The sequence below is a fragment of the Pseudomonadota bacterium genome (assembly GCA_039815145.1).
GTDB lineage: Bacteria > Pseudomonadota > Gammaproteobacteria > Steroidobacterales > JBCBZW01 > JBCBZW01.
This window is the reverse complement of the sequence record JBCBZW010000134.1, coordinates 1-13,321: the sequence shown is the minus strand read 5'-3', so window position 1 is coordinate 13,321 and position 13,321 is coordinate 1. Positions and strand designations below refer to the sequence as shown.

The window sequence follows — 13,321 nt, the reverse complement described above, 5'->3', positions numbered from 1 at the left end:
GCCGCACCGATCAGCGCGCGAAACCTCGGCTCAGCGAACCACCGAAGCGACGCTGTCAAGGGAGAGCAGAGCCAGGTTGATGGCCGGTGCGGACACACCGCTCTCCAGGCTCGCGGCGCGCTCAAAGTCCGCCGACGCCGTCGCCTCATCACCCGTGGCCGCGCGCAATACGCCACGATTCGACAGAGCAACGGCAAGTTCAGTGGCGTACTGGCGCTGGGCGTAGTCGCGCGCGGCGCGTGCAGACAGCGCTATCCGACGGCTCTCTAGCTTGGCGACGACCGATTCGCAGGCGGTGAACGCCTTATCGAGTTCCTCGGTTTTAGCGTAGGCAACGCACAGATTGGTCTGACCCATGACGTCATCGGCGTAGCGACGCGGCGATTGCGTAATACGTTCGATAGCCTTGGTGTAGCGACCAGCGACGACTTTGTTGCCGTAGGCAACGTCTTCGAACACGGTCATCGTGTAGGGCTTGGTGTCGGCACTGGCAGCAGCGCAGGCGAATAGTGAGAGAGCGACAGCGGCTCCCCGCAGCGTGACAAGCTTGAACCGTTTCATCGTGGATTCTCCAGCGCGGTGTGTAGATGTCAATGTGGCTCAGACACCTGAAACACTAAACAGGCCTCGAAGACCCAACAAACGAAAAAAATTGTTTTGCCAGTTGAAGAAAATTCATCCGTTGTCGGCGGAGCCCTTCCCGCGAGTCATCTGTACCGAGTTCCGCCAGCGTCACCGTTGATGTCACCCACCGCGCTGACCGGCGCCCCTTGGGCGTGGTCGTCATCGGATAAGGTCAGGACGCCGCCGAGCGAGCCGTCCCCAACGCTCTCCGGCAGCAACGCGGACAGATCGATCTCCGCTGGAAAGCTGCCGCCCGCCTGCCCAAAGACGATGTAGGCCTGCCCTTGATTCGGCTCATGTCGTCGTCCATGGCCAGCTCCTCACCCGCCCTTAGCCGGTTTTTAGCCGCGTCCCGTTCTTAGTAGTAGTTCGCCGACTCGCGCACCGCTGGGCGCTCCACAGCGCGAGCGAGTCGTGGATGGCGCTGTCGCAACAGGGCTCGAGCAATCACCCCAGGTGGCGGCGCACCTGTGAGTTACCTAGGAGACAAACACCATGCACTCTAGAAACCTGTCCGTTGCTTTGCGCGCCATCCCCGGCGCATTGATAGCGTCGCTGTTACTCACGACGCAGGCATTCGCCTTGGAGTATGGGGAGTGGATCATCGGGATCGAGTACAGCGGCAGCAACCACGGCTTCGCTGACGGTGAGCGTGTGCAGGTTGAAGGGGTCGGTGCGCCCGGAGATGCGATTACGCAGCAGGAGACCTTCCAGGCGGATCTCGGCGCCGGGCGCATCGTCAACGGAGAGATCAACGGTGGCGTCACCCTCAGCCTTAGTGAGACCGCGTTCTCCGTGGAGCTGACCGTCTCCGCGCAAACGACCTGCGAGGATCCCGAAATCGGCACCTGCGCTCGTTCCCTGAGGCACGACGGCGACTTGGAGCTGTTCTTTAGCGTTGTCGAGGACGCGGAGCTGCACTTCACCGGCACCTGGGAGGGCAGCGATGGGGGTGGCGTCAGCCTCGTCGATTTCGCTTCCCTGGAACTGGTGCGCCTGACGGGCAACCCCTTCAACCCTCGCGAGCTGGTGGTCGTCAACACGAACGCCGGCGAGCAGGGAGTCTCGTCGGGCACGATCGACGAAGTGGTGCTCCTAGAGGCCGGTGAGACGTACCAACTGAACATGCGCAATAGCACCGAGAGCGGAGATGGTCCGGACCAGGGAAGCATGGTGTTCTCCGGCACCATCTTGGGCGCTGACGCCCCGGTCGCGGGCGCCGTTGAGGATGTCTCTCTGATCACCGTTATCTGTCGAAACCTGGCGAGTGGTCAGTCCGTTACCGCTTCCTCGCCGGACGGATCGAGCTGGAACTGCTCCGATGCTGGGCTCGTCGCTGATAGCGGCGACCGAGTGCTGCAGATCGCTGTCGGCACCGTTGGCTGCGAATCAGATCCGTGCAGCGTAGGTGGCTCTACGAACGGCGTGGATGGCCTCGTCACGGTGTGCCGAAACCTGGTGTCAGGCGATTCAGCCAACGCACAAATCGTCGACGGCGGCTGGGCTTGCCCCCTCGAGCTCGCCAATGGGGCGATCGCTTTGCAGGTGGTCGTAGGTGACGTGCCTGCCGGCGCGGCGCCTAGGTTTCACTGAAGACGACTACGGCCGGGATAGTGGGAGCACGCGTACTACTCGATCGAGTGCTGATCAAAGAAGTCCATAATCAAGGGCCAGGTTTGATTCAGCCTGTAGGTGTGCCCCATGGTAAGGCGACAATCGAGCACTCGGGGCCAGCCGGCGTCGCCAGCGCAGTAGCTGCGACAGTCCGTCTGAGCACGCCCATCGTCGAAGCGGATTGCATCGCCGGTGACGCTGCAACCGTGGGCCTGTGCCCAGACGCGAGTGATGGCCGTCGCACTGGCGTAATAGAAAACATCCCCATCGGAGGTGACCGTGTAGTAGGGGTTGCGCCAACGACCAGGAGGTACAGTCGTATCCCGCCTTCCGGTGACCAGCAGCACTGGCAGATCCCCCGGCTTTCCCGGGCCAGCCAGGTAAGCTCGATGCGGTAGCCCAATGAGCGGCGCGATGGCTCGGAAGGTAGGGGCGCCAGCCGGCGCCTGCCCAAGCGACCAAGTGAACATACCCCCATTCGAGCCACCCGAGGCGAACACGTTATCCAGATCCACACACAACCTGGCGCCGACATGTCCCGTAAGCGCCACCGCGAACGCGACATCATCGCTCTGGCAGTGCGTCCAGGAGCATTCGTTGGCAGCCGTCTCCGCACATGACGGGTAAGTGTAGTCGGGCGTCATCTGAGGGTCGCAGATGGCGGCGGTGTCGCCTGGGACGTCTCGATTGAACCCGTCCCCATCCAGACCCGAGGTCGAACCGGGAAACGACCAGGCATTGAGCCTTCTATCCGGCGCGCCGGAACCAAGGCCACGCGGCGCGACAAGAATGTACCCGCGGGCGTCAGCTTCAGAGGTGACCTTGGCGTTGTCGAGAAACTCGTTCTCGTTGCCGCCCCAGCCGTGAAAGATCGTGATGAGCTTCGAAGGTTCGTTGAGGTCGTAGCCCTGTGGAACATGCACGCGGAAGATACGCGTGAGCCCATCGTGTTCCATCGTGTAGGTACCGCTCTCCAGCTCCTCGGACCCACACCCGGGGCTTGGGGTCATCGCCATCGCCGGCGTCGAAAGACAAACGCAGCTGGCGAGGAGAGCGACTACGCCGCGTCGCAGGGTCACGGATCTGCCACGGGCACGTCGGTGATCACCACGCCGTCCCGGATCTGAATGCGTTGCGGTTCCGCGTCCCACCCTGCGTGGACGTTGAGAACGCCGGTGTACCAGACGGCATGGATTGGATACGGCTGCCCCAGGCGGAGGGCGCGCGCCGGGACAGCCCTGGCACTATCGGCTAAGCAAGGGTCTACTAGCAGTTTGGTTAGTAACAGCTTCTTCGCCCGTATCGCCCAGAACGCCTGATAGCCCCGCCAACTGGCTGAACATCGCGCTTCGGGGATTCGCAGGGCCGACTCCAGAAACGAGCGGGAGTAGAGTTGCTCGAGCGGCAACTCTCTGATGTCGAGTTTCTTTCCCTTGTAGGTCAGTGCATCGTCAATCTGCATGGTGGCGTGCGTCACGACCGACCACACCAGGCACCCGACGATGGCAACGATCCGGAGCGTGCTCGAGAAGGAGCACACCCGTTGGCGTATGGTCATACTGAAGCTCTCCTGATTTACCGGTTCCGCGTTGCGGATAGTCGCTTGGCCAACCAGCGTCATGCGCAGGCCATTGGCGAAGTGCCCGGACAGCTCGACGGCCGTGTGCCCACGCACAGTAGCGAATCTCCGTACAAGGTAAATCAAGCGTGAGCGTTGCGCCAATGCACCAACGGCCTTGCGACGGGCATGAGCGACACTCCCCGTTCGATGGACAGGCCACTAGTCTATACTCGGCGCGATGAACACCCCCCTGGATCAACGCGTGGCGCTGGTCACCGGCGCCTCCAGCGGCATCGGCACCGCCGTGGCGACAGCCCTCCTCGAGCGTGGCACCAGAGTGGCGCTGCTCGCGCGCCGCCAAGAGCGTTTGACGCAACTCGCCGCCGCCCACGACCCGCAGCAATCCCTAGTCTGTTCGGCCGACTTGCGCCAGGAGCACGAAATCCGCGGCGCGTTCCGGGCGATCCGCGACGCATGGGGCGGTGTCGACATCCTCATTAACGCGGGCGGCCTGGGTCGCCGCGCGCCGCTCACCGGCGACCACGCCGACGCCTGGCGCGAGATGCTCGAGGTCAACGTCCTCGGGTTGTGCATCTGCACCCAGGAGTCGATCGCCGACATGCGCGAACGCGGTGACCACGGCCATGTCGTGCACATCTCCTCGATGGCGGCGCATCGTGTGCCCGGTGGTAGCGGCGTCTACTCGGCGACCAAGTTCGCCGTTCGCTCGCTCACCGAAGGGCTGCGCCAGGAACTACGGGAGCTGGGCAGCGGCATTCGTATCACGGCCGTGAGCCCGGGCTACGTCGAGACGGAGTTCGCCCAGGTGTTCGAAGGGTCCCGTGACGCGGCGGCCGGCACCTATGGCCACTATAAGGTGATACAACCTGAGGATGTCGCGGCCACCGTGATGCACGCCCTCGAGGCGCCCGCCCACGTGGCCATTCACGACATCCTCATGCGCCCGACCGATCAGCCCACGTAGGCCCGAGCCCTGGGAGGGGCGGATCGGGAGGAGATTAGCGGAGCGATGAACTCCTTGGTGGGCCTCTTCCTACTCTCCTGGTTCCTCACGCAATCCGCGTCGGTGCTCCTGCTGCACCTGGGCGGACGGCTTGCCGGCTGGACGCCGCTGATGAGGGTCGGCGAGTTGGCTCACCGCCAGAAGCTCCAGGCACTCGATCGGACCTGGCCGCTGACGCGCGTTCGCCCCGCCATAGCACGTCAGGATCTCCAAGCGTGCACGCTGATCTTCTCGGGTCTGATCGTGGCCAAGTCGCTGGGAGCGCTGCTCCTGGGGGTGGTGACCGTCTTCTGGCTGCCGTTGGCCAGCCTGCTGGTGCCGTCGATCATCACCGCCCACGACCCGGACGACGCGCTCCTGCGCCGCTGGACCCATCGCGTTGCCCTGTGGCAGGTGACCAGTCACACCTTGGCTGCGGCCCTGGGGTTCAGCCTATTCGTGGCAGGGCCAGGCCGTGGAGAGGGCCTACGGCTGGTGCTGGCATCAAACCTGGCCGTTGTAGCACTGGTGCTGGGCGCTTCGGTCGGATCTGCAGTCACGGCTGGGCGACTCGAGGCACGCGGCGTACTCGAAAGGGGGATCTGACGGGCGCTCCGAATTGCGGATCGATCTGATCCATCCGCTTGAGCCCTGACCCGGTGCGCGGATGTCCCTGACGGACAACCGCGTGCGATAATCGCCGATTACCCGCTAGCCACACCCACGCCGAGAGGACCCGCATGGCTCAGTACGTCTACACCATGAACCGCGTCAGCAAAATCGTGCCGCCCAAGCGCACGATCCTGCGCGACATCAGCCTGAGCTTCTTCCCCGGCGCCAAGATCGGCGTGCTCGGCCTGAACGGCGCGGGCAAATCCACCCTCCTGCGGATCATGGCTGGCGTGGACAAGGAAATCGACGGCGAGGCCCGGCCCCAGCCGAACCTATACGTGGGCTACCTGGAGCAGGAACCCCACCTCGATCCGGAGAAGGACGTGCGCGGCAACGTCGAGGACGGCCTCGGCGAGATCAAGCGCCAGCTCGATCGCTTCGACGAGATCTCCATGAAGATGGCCGAGCCCATGTCGGACGATGAGATGAACGCCCTCCTCGAGGAGCAGGGCAAGCTCCAGGACGCCATCGACTCGGCCGGTGGCTGGGAGATCGACCGCAAGCTCGAGATCGCCGCCGACGCCCTGCGCCTGCCGCCCTGGGACGCGGACGTGACCAAGCTCTCCGGCGGTGAGCGCCGCCGCGTGGCCCTGTGTCGCCTGCTGCTCTCGGAGCCCGACATGCTGCTCCTCGACGAGCCCACCAACCACCTCGACGCGGAGTCCGTCGGCTGGCTGGAGCGCTTCCTCGAGCGCTACGAGGGCACCGTGGTGGCAGTGACCCACGATCGCTACTTCCTCGACAACGTCGCCGGCTGGATCCTCGAGCTCGACCGCGGCCACGGCATCCCCTGGGAGGGCAACTACTCCACCTGGCTCGATCAGAAGGAGAAGCGCCTGGCCCAGGAGGAGAAGGAGAACGACGCCCGTCGTAAGGCGATGGAGAAGGAGCTCGAGTGGGTGCGCTCGAACCCGAAAGCGCGTCAGGCCAAGAGCAAGGCCCGCCTGGCCCGCTTCGACGAGCTGCAAAAGCAGGACTTCCAGAAGCGCAACGAAACCCAGGAGATCTACATCCCGCCCGGCGAACGCCTCGGCGATCAGGTGATCGAGGTCGAGAACCTGCGCAAGGGCTTCGGCGACAAGCTCCTCGTGGACGACGTGAGCTTCTCCATCCCGCCAGGCGCGATCGTCGGCATCATCGGCCCGAACGGCGCCGGTAAGACCACCCTGTTCCGCATGCTCACGGGCGTGGAGCAGCCGGACAGCGGCGAGGTGCGCCTCGGCAGCACGGTGAAGCTCGCCTACGTGGACCAATCCCGCGACGACCTGCCGGACGACAAGACCGTGTGGGAGACGATCTCCGACGGCCTCGATCTGATCAAGGTGGGCACCTACGAGACGCCCTCACGCGCCTACTGCGGTCGCTTCAACTTCAAGGGCAGCCAGCAGCAGCAGTTGGTCGGGGACCTCTCCGGCGGTGAGCGCAACCGCTTGCACCTGGCACGCCTGCTGAAGTCCGGCGGCAACGTCCTGCTCCTCGACGAGCCGACCAACGACCTCGACGTGGAAACGCTACGCGCCCTGGAAGAAGCGCTGCTGGCCTTCCCCGGCTGCGCGGTGGTGATCAGCCACGATCGCTGGTTCCTCGACCGTATCGCCACCCACATCCTGGCCTTCGAAGGCAACTCCAAGGTGACGTTCTTCAACGGCAACTACACGGAGTACGAAGAGGACCGTAAGGCGCGCCTGGGTGATGAGGCGAAGCAGCCGCATCGGGTGCAGTACAAGTCCCTCACGGGCTGATCGCGAAGGGGGAGCGAGGGCAGCTAACGCTTCCCCTCGCTTCCGCGTTCACGCATCTCACGCCGACGCATCGGCATACCGTCGATGAGGGCGAACACCCCCGCGATATCCAGGCTCGACGTGCGCAGCTTCACGCCGCCGTCCTTACCGATGAGCACCACGCGTTCACCTCGCGCGAGGCCCCTCAACCCGCGTTCGCCGAACCCCTCGGCCAGCGGACCGGGGTAATTGGACTGCACCTCACCGTCACGGACGACGAACCACAGCGTGTCGCGCTCACGAAAGGCAGTCGCCTGCTCCCGCAACAACGCGGTGTCGTCGCGCGCGGGGGCTTCGTCGAACACCAGCAACACACGATACTCCCAGCGGAGCTGACTCAGCGCAGCCAAGGTCGGCACATTCGACGGTGACTGAGCGAGTAGCATAGCGCCGGGCCACGTAAGGGCGGCGAGCAAGATGCTGAGGGTGAATCGACGGCGCACCGTCATCGAAACTCCGGCGCCGCGAAGTCCGTGGCGGCATGCACCTGCCACTCGAACGCCTCCTCAGCCGCGTAGCGCACCTCGCTGTACAGCTGGTGACCGTTACGGCTATTGGTGAGCATGACGATGCCGTCACCGCTGTCGAGGTGTCCCTCGATCCAGGCGCGATAGCTATCGTTGGCGCCACCGTGATGGAACACGCGGTTGGTGCCCTCGCCGTTCAAGCGCGGTCCGAGCCCGTGCCAGCTCTGCGGCACGCGCTGCATCATGTCGGTGATGATCGCCTCGGGCAGGAAGTCGTCGTCGCCGCGGGCCGTGTTGATGAGGGTGGCGACGAAAGCGCCAAGGTCGTTCGCACTGGTCCACAGACCGGAGGCCGCCATCTCCGGCATCGCCTCCCAACCGCGCGCCAGGGCCGTCGGTTCACCGTCACCGTTGTGGGCGCGCGCGATGTTGCCGTGACTTGCCGGCAGCGGATTGACGAAGGTGCTGCGGGTCATGCCGATGGGGTCGAGCACGTAGCGCCTCGCGGCATCGACGTAGGTGAGGCCGGTCACATCCTCCACCAGCACCTGGCTCACGGTGATGCCACCGCCCGAGTAGTCCATACGCGTGCCGGGCGTGAAGGTCACCCGCACGGGTCCGTGCTTCGCCGGTCGTTCGCCGTTCAAGGTCTGCAACGCCGTCGGTAAGGCGCTCCCGGGTTGGAAATCACCGAAGCCGTGCTGATTGAAGCCGGCGGTGTGCGACAAGATGGCCCGCAGCGTCACCGGTTGCCGGCGCGTATGGCGACTCTCCTTCACCTGCCACGAGCTGAGGTGATCATTCACGTCCGTATCGACGTCCACCTTGCCCTGCGCCTGCAGGCGCAGCACCAGGGCCGCGTTCACCACCTTGCTCACGGAACCGACGGAGAAGACCGTGTCCGCATCCACGGGCATGTCCTCGCCGGCGAGCTTGGTCCCATAGCCTCGCGCCCACACCACTTGCCCGTCTTCGAGGATCGCCACGGCGACTGCGGGCACGCCGTGGTGAGCGAGTCGCTCCTCGATCGTGTAGCGGGAGGCGTCGGCATCGCTGCGGGACGTGCGCGCCACCAAACCGCGCTCGAAGGCTTGGATGCGAGCATGGTCAGGCGGATAGGACTCAGCCGCACAGAGCAACGGCACACACAGGATCAACCCGCCGACAGGCGCAAATAATCTCGACAGCACGGATCAACTCCTCAACGATGGACTCTAGTGCGATGCAGGATAGATAGAATTGGTCGCTCACGGGCGCGTGCTCTGGGGATCACCTATCCGCGCCCCCGATCTCGTCGCACCGCAAGCGTCGTATTTTCTGGATCCGCACCGCCCAGCACGGGAAGCCTTGCGCACTAAGAGGTGTTGCTCCACGCTGCCCAAATGACGGCGCACCTATCGAAAGTACTCCTCGTCGAGGACGATGATGTCGATGCGGCGGTGGTGACGCGACTGCTCACACTCAAGGCACCACCGTCCACGGAAATCACCGGCTTCGAGGTGGAACGGCGACATCGCCTGGACACCGCCCTGGAGGTGGCAACCAAAGGTGACATCTCAGCGATTCTGCTGGACCTCGGGCTACCAGATTCGCAAGGCTTGGACACCGTTCGCCGCATGCTGGACGCTGCGCCACGCCTGCCACTCCTCGTGCTCACCGGATCGGACGACGAGCAGCTGGCGATCGAAGCCGTGCGAGAAGGCGCGCAGGACTACCTGTACAAGACCGATCTTGCCGCCCACGCGCTGTCGCGCGCCATCGAGTACGCGATCGAGCGCAAGCAGGCCTCCGACTCGCAGCGTCGCATGGACCAGAGAATGCTGGCCGCTCAGAAGCTCGAGAGCCTCGGCGTGCTGGCCGGGGGCATCGCGCACGACTTCAACAATCTCTTGAGCAGTGTTCTCGGGTACGCGGCGCTCGCCCTGGAGCAGATTCCCGAGCACACCCCGTACCGGCGAGACATCGAACAGATCCAACGCGCCTCCCAGCGTGCAGCCGAACTCACTCGCCAGCTCCTCGCCTACTCGGGCAAGGGGCGCTTCGTGGTGGAAGCGATCAACCTCTCCACCCTGGTGAGCGAGATGACAGACCTCGTCAGCCTCTCGACCCAGCGTCAGGTCAGCATTCGCTACGAGCTGGCCCCATCGCTGCCCACCGTCAGGGCCGACGCCACCCAGCTGCGCCAGGTGGTGCTGAATCTGATCAGTAACGCCGCCGAGGCCTCGCCCAAGAACGGTGTGGTCACGATCTTCACCGGCAGCATGACGATCGATGACGCCTACCAGCGCGAGCTTCAGCTGGCAGAGTCCGTCGCCAACGGCGAGTACGTGTTCTTGGAGATCTCCGATGCGGGCGGCGGCATGAACGAGTCGACCCGCTCTCGAATGTTCGACCCCTTCTACTCGACCAAACGCTCTGGCCGAGGCCTGGGCCTGGCCGCCGTTCTAGGCATCGTGCAGGGACACCGCGGAGCGATCAAAGTCTATAGCCAGGAAGGCAAGGGAACGACCATCAAGGTGCTCCTGCCCGCTGTCGACGAGACGGCGGCTAACCCTGTCTCCATGCCGGGGAGCTTCGAGTGGGAAGGCAGCGGCACGGTCCTCGTCGTGGACGACGAGCCCGACGTGCGCGAGGTGTCACGCGCGATACTCGAGCGCTTTGGCCTGACGGTGATGGTCGCGAGCGGCGGCGTCGCCGGCGTCGAGATGTTCCGCGAGCATCACCCTGAGATCGACGCGGTGCTCCTCGACATGACGATGCCGGACATGGACGGCGCGTCCGTGTTTCAGGAGATACGTCGAATCGATCCCGGGGTGAGGGTGGTGCTGACCAGCGGCTACAACGAACAAGACGCGGTCAGCCGCTTCGCGGGCAAGGGCCTCGCTGGGTTCCTGGCCAAGCCGATCCAGCTGCGCGAGCTCGGGTCGGCGTTCCGCAAGATCCTAGGGCAGTAGCCCTTTCCCAAGATCTCCTGCAATACGCGTGCGGGGGCGACTGCTTGTGGCCGCCCCCGAACGCGGGTCGAGGGGCTTTCGCCCCCCGGCCACTCGGATCCCTTACTGGGCGGCCGAGGAGTTGCTCGGGCCGACGATGCCCGGGTTCAGGGTGCACGCCCCCTGGGTGATCGCGATGGGGGTGTCGTCCTGCAGGAACGTGGGAATGCCTGCGTCGATGGCGATCAGGTCACCGGTGGCCGTCGCGAAGTTGAACAGCCACACCCAGGCATCACGGCCTAGGGCGAGCGCCACGTCACAGCCCGCCTGAGCAGAGCAAGCGGACAGCCAGTTGCCGTCGCCACGGTTACGGGTCACGTTCATCGCGCTATCGGAACCCGCACAGTCGTAGTTCTTCCACGTACCTTCCACACCCACGCCCTGAGTGATGTTGATTTCGAAGCCGTCGCAGAAGTTGACGAAATCCACACACAGGGTCTGAGCGTTGGCACCGGCTGCACTCAGCAGCAAGGCCGCCATCAAAGCGATCTTCTTCATGGGTCTCACCTTCTTGTAATAGTTGTTGAGCGCAAGCATGCGCCACAGGTCAGCGCGCGTACCGTGTTTATTAGTGATGTTGATCGGTACCGAGCGCCACCCCAACGGTACCCAGATCCCTGGAGGCGGTGTCAACAGCTCTGAGGATCAGGGCATAAGATCAATCGCCCAGCACCGATACGTGCGGGCAACTACGTTTGCGCTCAGGCCAATTTTGAGGAATTCCCGATACCTACGCGGACGGCCGCCAGCGCAGGGTCACGCCCGCGGACGGATCACCTCCGCCCGCGGGCGTAGTGCTCATACGCGGGCGCGCGCGAGCCTCGCAGGGGATTTGACGGAACCTAAGAGGATGTGACGCAGGTCACGCACTCGGTGCGTGTGATGACTAGGTCGCTCGCGGCCGACGCCTCAGGCACCAGAGGCTCACCAGCCCGCTCACGACCAGAGGGAACCCCGCCGGCAAGGGAACGGGTGAGGGTTGACCATCGGGCAAGACGACCACGATGCGCGACCCCGAACTCACCCCACCGTTGATCCAAGCGATGTCCAGTGAAGACAGCCCGGACGCATCGAACAGCGAGTACTCGAAGGGGTTGTCGCCGTTACCCGGAAACACGGAGGTGAGTGTGCCGTCGCCCGCGTTGTAGATCGGAAACTGCGACATCCCACCCGCCTGGGTTTCCCCCTGCGCGAGCAGGGTCAGAAAGCCGATGTCGCTGGCGATGCGGAATATCTCCATGCGGAAGTCTAGATCGAAAGCCAACAGCTGCGCCCCCAGAGGAAGGGGCTCGGAGAACTGAATCTGCGCGCGCAGATCGGCCGGGCCCGCTCCTGATTGGAACTGCAGGGTAGGAAATACGTCAGCGTAGGCCGCGACGAATACGGGATCGGTCGCGGTGTCTTCGGACGGTTGGATGAAACCCTCGGTCTCCGTCTCCGTAACGACGAAGGTGATGGTCCCGAGCGTGCCGTTTTCCCAGTCCGCGAACAGGGGCGCCGCATGCGCCGAGGCGCCGACGAAGACGCCGAGCAATGCGACGGTAGCGCCAAGATTCCAAAACAGCGGGCGCATGGGTGACTCCTTCCATGGCGATCGGTGGTGTTAGTCCGTAGCTAGCACGGTATCCCAGGAGATTTCAATCGTGCATCGCACTGCGAGCGCGCAACTCGAGGCGGAATGGCCTGCAATACGCACGTCGATTAACTGTTCTAAGCGACAGGTACGTCGCCCACCCATCAAAGATCCGTCGGCGCGGAAATTGCAATCGACCAGCGGGTCACCGACCATGCCGCCATGAAGATACATACCCCCGCCCCCCCCGTGTCAGTCGTCGTGTTGACGGTGCTGGCGCTCTGGGCGCCCGAGAGCGCGCGAGCGGCCGACACGCCCGCCCAATGCTCCGCGCAGCTCGGGTCGATAGCACTGTCACCGCAGGGCGCCGTGCGCGAGCTCAGCAAGGCGCCTCGCTACACGCAGGGCTTGGTGGTGCACGAAGACCGCCTGTATGAGAGCGCGGGGATGTTCGGTCACTCGGGCGTGTACGCCCTGGCCCTCGATGGCAGCGACGAATCGCGCCTGACCACCCTCGACGAATCACGCTTCGGCGAGGGCCTCGCCATCCTGGGTGACCGCGCCTACAACCTCACCTGGCGCGCGCAGGTGGCCTACGTGTTCGACCTGCAGGGCGACGGCAGCTTCGAGCCCGCGGAACCGACCACGCTGCCCTACGAGGGCGAAGGCTGGGGGCTCACCCCGTACGAGGGGCAACTCCTGCTGAGCGACGGCACCGCCACCGTTCGCGTGGTGGACCCGGAGGACTTTTCGGTCACCAGACAGATCGACGTGCGGGCGGGGAACCGGCCCGTTGCGGGTCTCAACGAGCTCGAGACGGTCGGCGATCAAGTGCTGGCCAACATCTACGGGCCCCCACTGATCGTGGCGATCGATCCGCGCACCGGGTGTGTCACCCTGGCGATCGATGCTTCAGCCCTGGCGAAGGATGTCCGCCCCCTCCTCTCCACGGGGCCAGGAGCTGTGTGCGGCAGCTTCGGCTGCACTGCCAACGACTACGTGCTGAACGGCATCGCCTACGACGCTGAGCGCG

General features: G+C 64.5%; 13 protein-coding genes. 6 read left to right on the top strand and 7 right to left on the bottom strand.

Annotation, left to right across the window (positions count from 1 at the left end):
* Window positions 1-30: 30 nt before the first annotated feature.
* Window positions 31-561, bottom strand: a complete 531-nt coding sequence (locus AAF184_21405; GenBank protein ID MEO0424907.1) for a hypothetical protein — start codon at window positions 559-561, stop codon at window positions 31-33.
* A 558-nt stretch (window positions 562-1,119) separates the two neighbouring features.
* Here AAF184_21405 and AAF184_21400 point away from each other — a divergent pair.
* The gene (locus AAF184_21400; GenBank protein MEO0424906.1) at window positions 1,120-2,217 is read left to right on the top strand and encodes a hypothetical protein; all 1,098 of its coding nucleotides are present in this window, start codon (window positions 1,120-1,122) and stop codon (window positions 2,215-2,217) included.
* A gap of 35 nt (window positions 2,218-2,252) precedes the next feature.
* Here the strand turns inward: AAF184_21400 and AAF184_21395 are convergent, their stop codons facing one another.
* Together AAF184_21395 and AAF184_21390 are read right to left on the bottom strand one after the other, a co-directional pair.
* Window positions 2,253-3,194 (bottom strand): hypothetical protein, encoded by a 942-nt coding sequence (locus AAF184_21395; protein MEO0424905.1) that lies wholly within the window; start codon window positions 3,192-3,194, stop codon window positions 2,253-2,255.
* Window positions 3,195-3,313: 119 nt separating this feature from the next.
* Entirely contained in the window at window positions 3,314-3,796 is a 483-nt protein-coding gene (locus AAF184_21390; protein MEO0424904.1) for a hypothetical protein, read from the bottom strand.
* 241 nt (window positions 3,797-4,037) lie between these two features.
* Here AAF184_21390 and AAF184_21385 point away from each other — a divergent pair, with 241 nt between their 5' ends.
* The 3 genes from AAF184_21385 (at window position 4,038) to ettA (ending at window position 7,216) form a co-directional block, all read left to right on the top strand.
* Window positions 4,038-4,784 (top strand): SDR family NAD(P)-dependent oxidoreductase, encoded by a 747-nt coding sequence (locus AAF184_21385; protein ID MEO0424903.1) that lies wholly within the window; start codon window positions 4,038-4,040, stop codon window positions 4,782-4,784.
* Window positions 4,785-4,829: 45 nt separating this feature from the next.
* Window positions 4,830-5,408 (top strand): hypothetical protein, encoded by a 579-nt coding sequence (locus AAF184_21380; GenBank protein ID MEO0424902.1) that lies wholly within the window; start codon window positions 4,830-4,832, stop codon window positions 5,406-5,408.
* Between the two features lie 134 nt (window positions 5,409-5,542).
* On the top strand, window positions 5,543-7,216 hold the full coding sequence (ettA, locus tag AAF184_21375) for an energy-dependent translational throttle protein EttA (GenBank protein MEO0424901.1): 1,674 nt from the start codon (window positions 5,543-5,545) through the stop codon (window positions 7,214-7,216).
* A 23-nt stretch (window positions 7,217-7,239) separates the two neighbouring features.
* Here the strand turns inward: ettA and AAF184_21370 are convergent, their stop codons facing one another.
* Window positions 7,240-7,704: a DUF4174 domain-containing protein gene (locus AAF184_21370; GenBank protein MEO0424900.1), complete on the bottom strand. Its 465-nt coding sequence runs from the start codon at window positions 7,702-7,704 to the stop codon at window positions 7,240-7,242.
* Window positions 7,701-8,912: a serine hydrolase domain-containing protein gene (locus AAF184_21365; protein MEO0424899.1), complete on the bottom strand. Its 1,212-nt coding sequence runs from the start codon at window positions 8,910-8,912 to the stop codon at window positions 7,701-7,703. The genes AAF184_21370 and AAF184_21365 overlap by 4 nt, the downstream gene beginning before the upstream one ends.
* A gap of 192 nt (window positions 8,913-9,104) precedes the next feature.
* Between AAF184_21365 and AAF184_21360 the strand changes: the two genes are divergently transcribed.
* Window positions 9,105-10,676 carry a response regulator gene (locus AAF184_21360; protein MEO0424898.1) on the top strand — a complete coding sequence of 524 codons (1,572 nt, stop codon included), beginning with the start codon at window positions 9,105-9,107 and terminating at the stop codon, window positions 10,674-10,676.
* 102 nt (window positions 10,677-10,778) lie between these two features.
* Here the strand turns inward: AAF184_21360 and AAF184_21355 are convergent, their stop codons facing one another.
* Together AAF184_21355 and AAF184_21350 are read right to left on the bottom strand one after the other, a co-directional pair.
* Window positions 10,779-11,213 (bottom strand): hypothetical protein, encoded by a 435-nt coding sequence (locus AAF184_21355; GenBank protein MEO0424897.1) that lies wholly within the window; start codon window positions 11,211-11,213, stop codon window positions 10,779-10,781.
* A 388-nt stretch (window positions 11,214-11,601) separates the two neighbouring features.
* On the bottom strand, window positions 11,602-12,288 hold the full coding sequence (locus AAF184_21350; GenBank protein ID MEO0424896.1) for a hypothetical protein: 687 nt from the start codon (window positions 12,286-12,288) through the stop codon (window positions 11,602-11,604).
* 222 nt (window positions 12,289-12,510) lie between these two features.
* Here AAF184_21350 and AAF184_21345 point away from each other — a divergent pair.
* Window positions 12,511-13,321 (top strand): glutaminyl-peptide cyclotransferase (locus AAF184_21345; GenBank protein MEO0424895.1); only part of this gene is annotated, 811 nt, incomplete at its 3' end.

Excerpts from the sequence above, each read along its gene's own strand:
- AAF184_21405 (MEO0424907.1), bottom strand. The coding sequence starts at position 561 with ATGAAACGGTTCAAGCTTGTCACGCTGCGGGGAGCCGCTGTCGCTCTC.
- AAF184_21400 (MEO0424906.1), top strand. The coding sequence starts at position 1,120 with ATGCACTCTAGAAACCTGTCCGTTGCTTTGCGCGCCATCCCCGGCGCA.
- AAF184_21395 (MEO0424905.1), bottom strand. The coding sequence starts at position 3,194 with ATGGAACACGATGGGCTCACGCGTATCTTCCGCGTGCATGTTCCACAG.
- AAF184_21390 (MEO0424904.1), bottom strand. The coding sequence starts at position 3,796 with ATGACCATACGCCAACGGGTGTGCTCCTTCTCGAGCACGCTCCGGATC.
- AAF184_21385 (MEO0424903.1), top strand. The coding sequence starts at position 4,038 with ATGAACACCCCCCTGGATCAACGCGTGGCGCTGGTCACCGGCGCCTCC.
- AAF184_21380 (MEO0424902.1), top strand. The coding sequence starts at position 4,830 with ATGAACTCCTTGGTGGGCCTCTTCCTACTCTCCTGGTTCCTCACGCAA.
- ettA (MEO0424901.1), top strand. The coding sequence starts at position 5,543 with ATGGCTCAGTACGTCTACACCATGAACCGCGTCAGCAAAATCGTGCCG.
- AAF184_21370 (MEO0424900.1), bottom strand. The coding sequence starts at position 7,704 with ATGACGGTGCGCCGTCGATTCACCCTCAGCATCTTGCTCGCCGCCCTT.
- AAF184_21360 (MEO0424898.1), top strand. The coding sequence starts at position 9,105 with ATGACGGCGCACCTATCGAAAGTACTCCTCGTCGAGGACGATGATGTC.
- AAF184_21355 (MEO0424897.1), bottom strand. The coding sequence starts at position 11,213 with ATGAAGAAGATCGCTTTGATGGCGGCCTTGCTGCTGAGTGCAGCCGGT.
- AAF184_21350 (MEO0424896.1), bottom strand. The coding sequence starts at position 12,288 with ATGCGCCCGCTGTTTTGGAATCTTGGCGCTACCGTCGCATTGCTCGGC.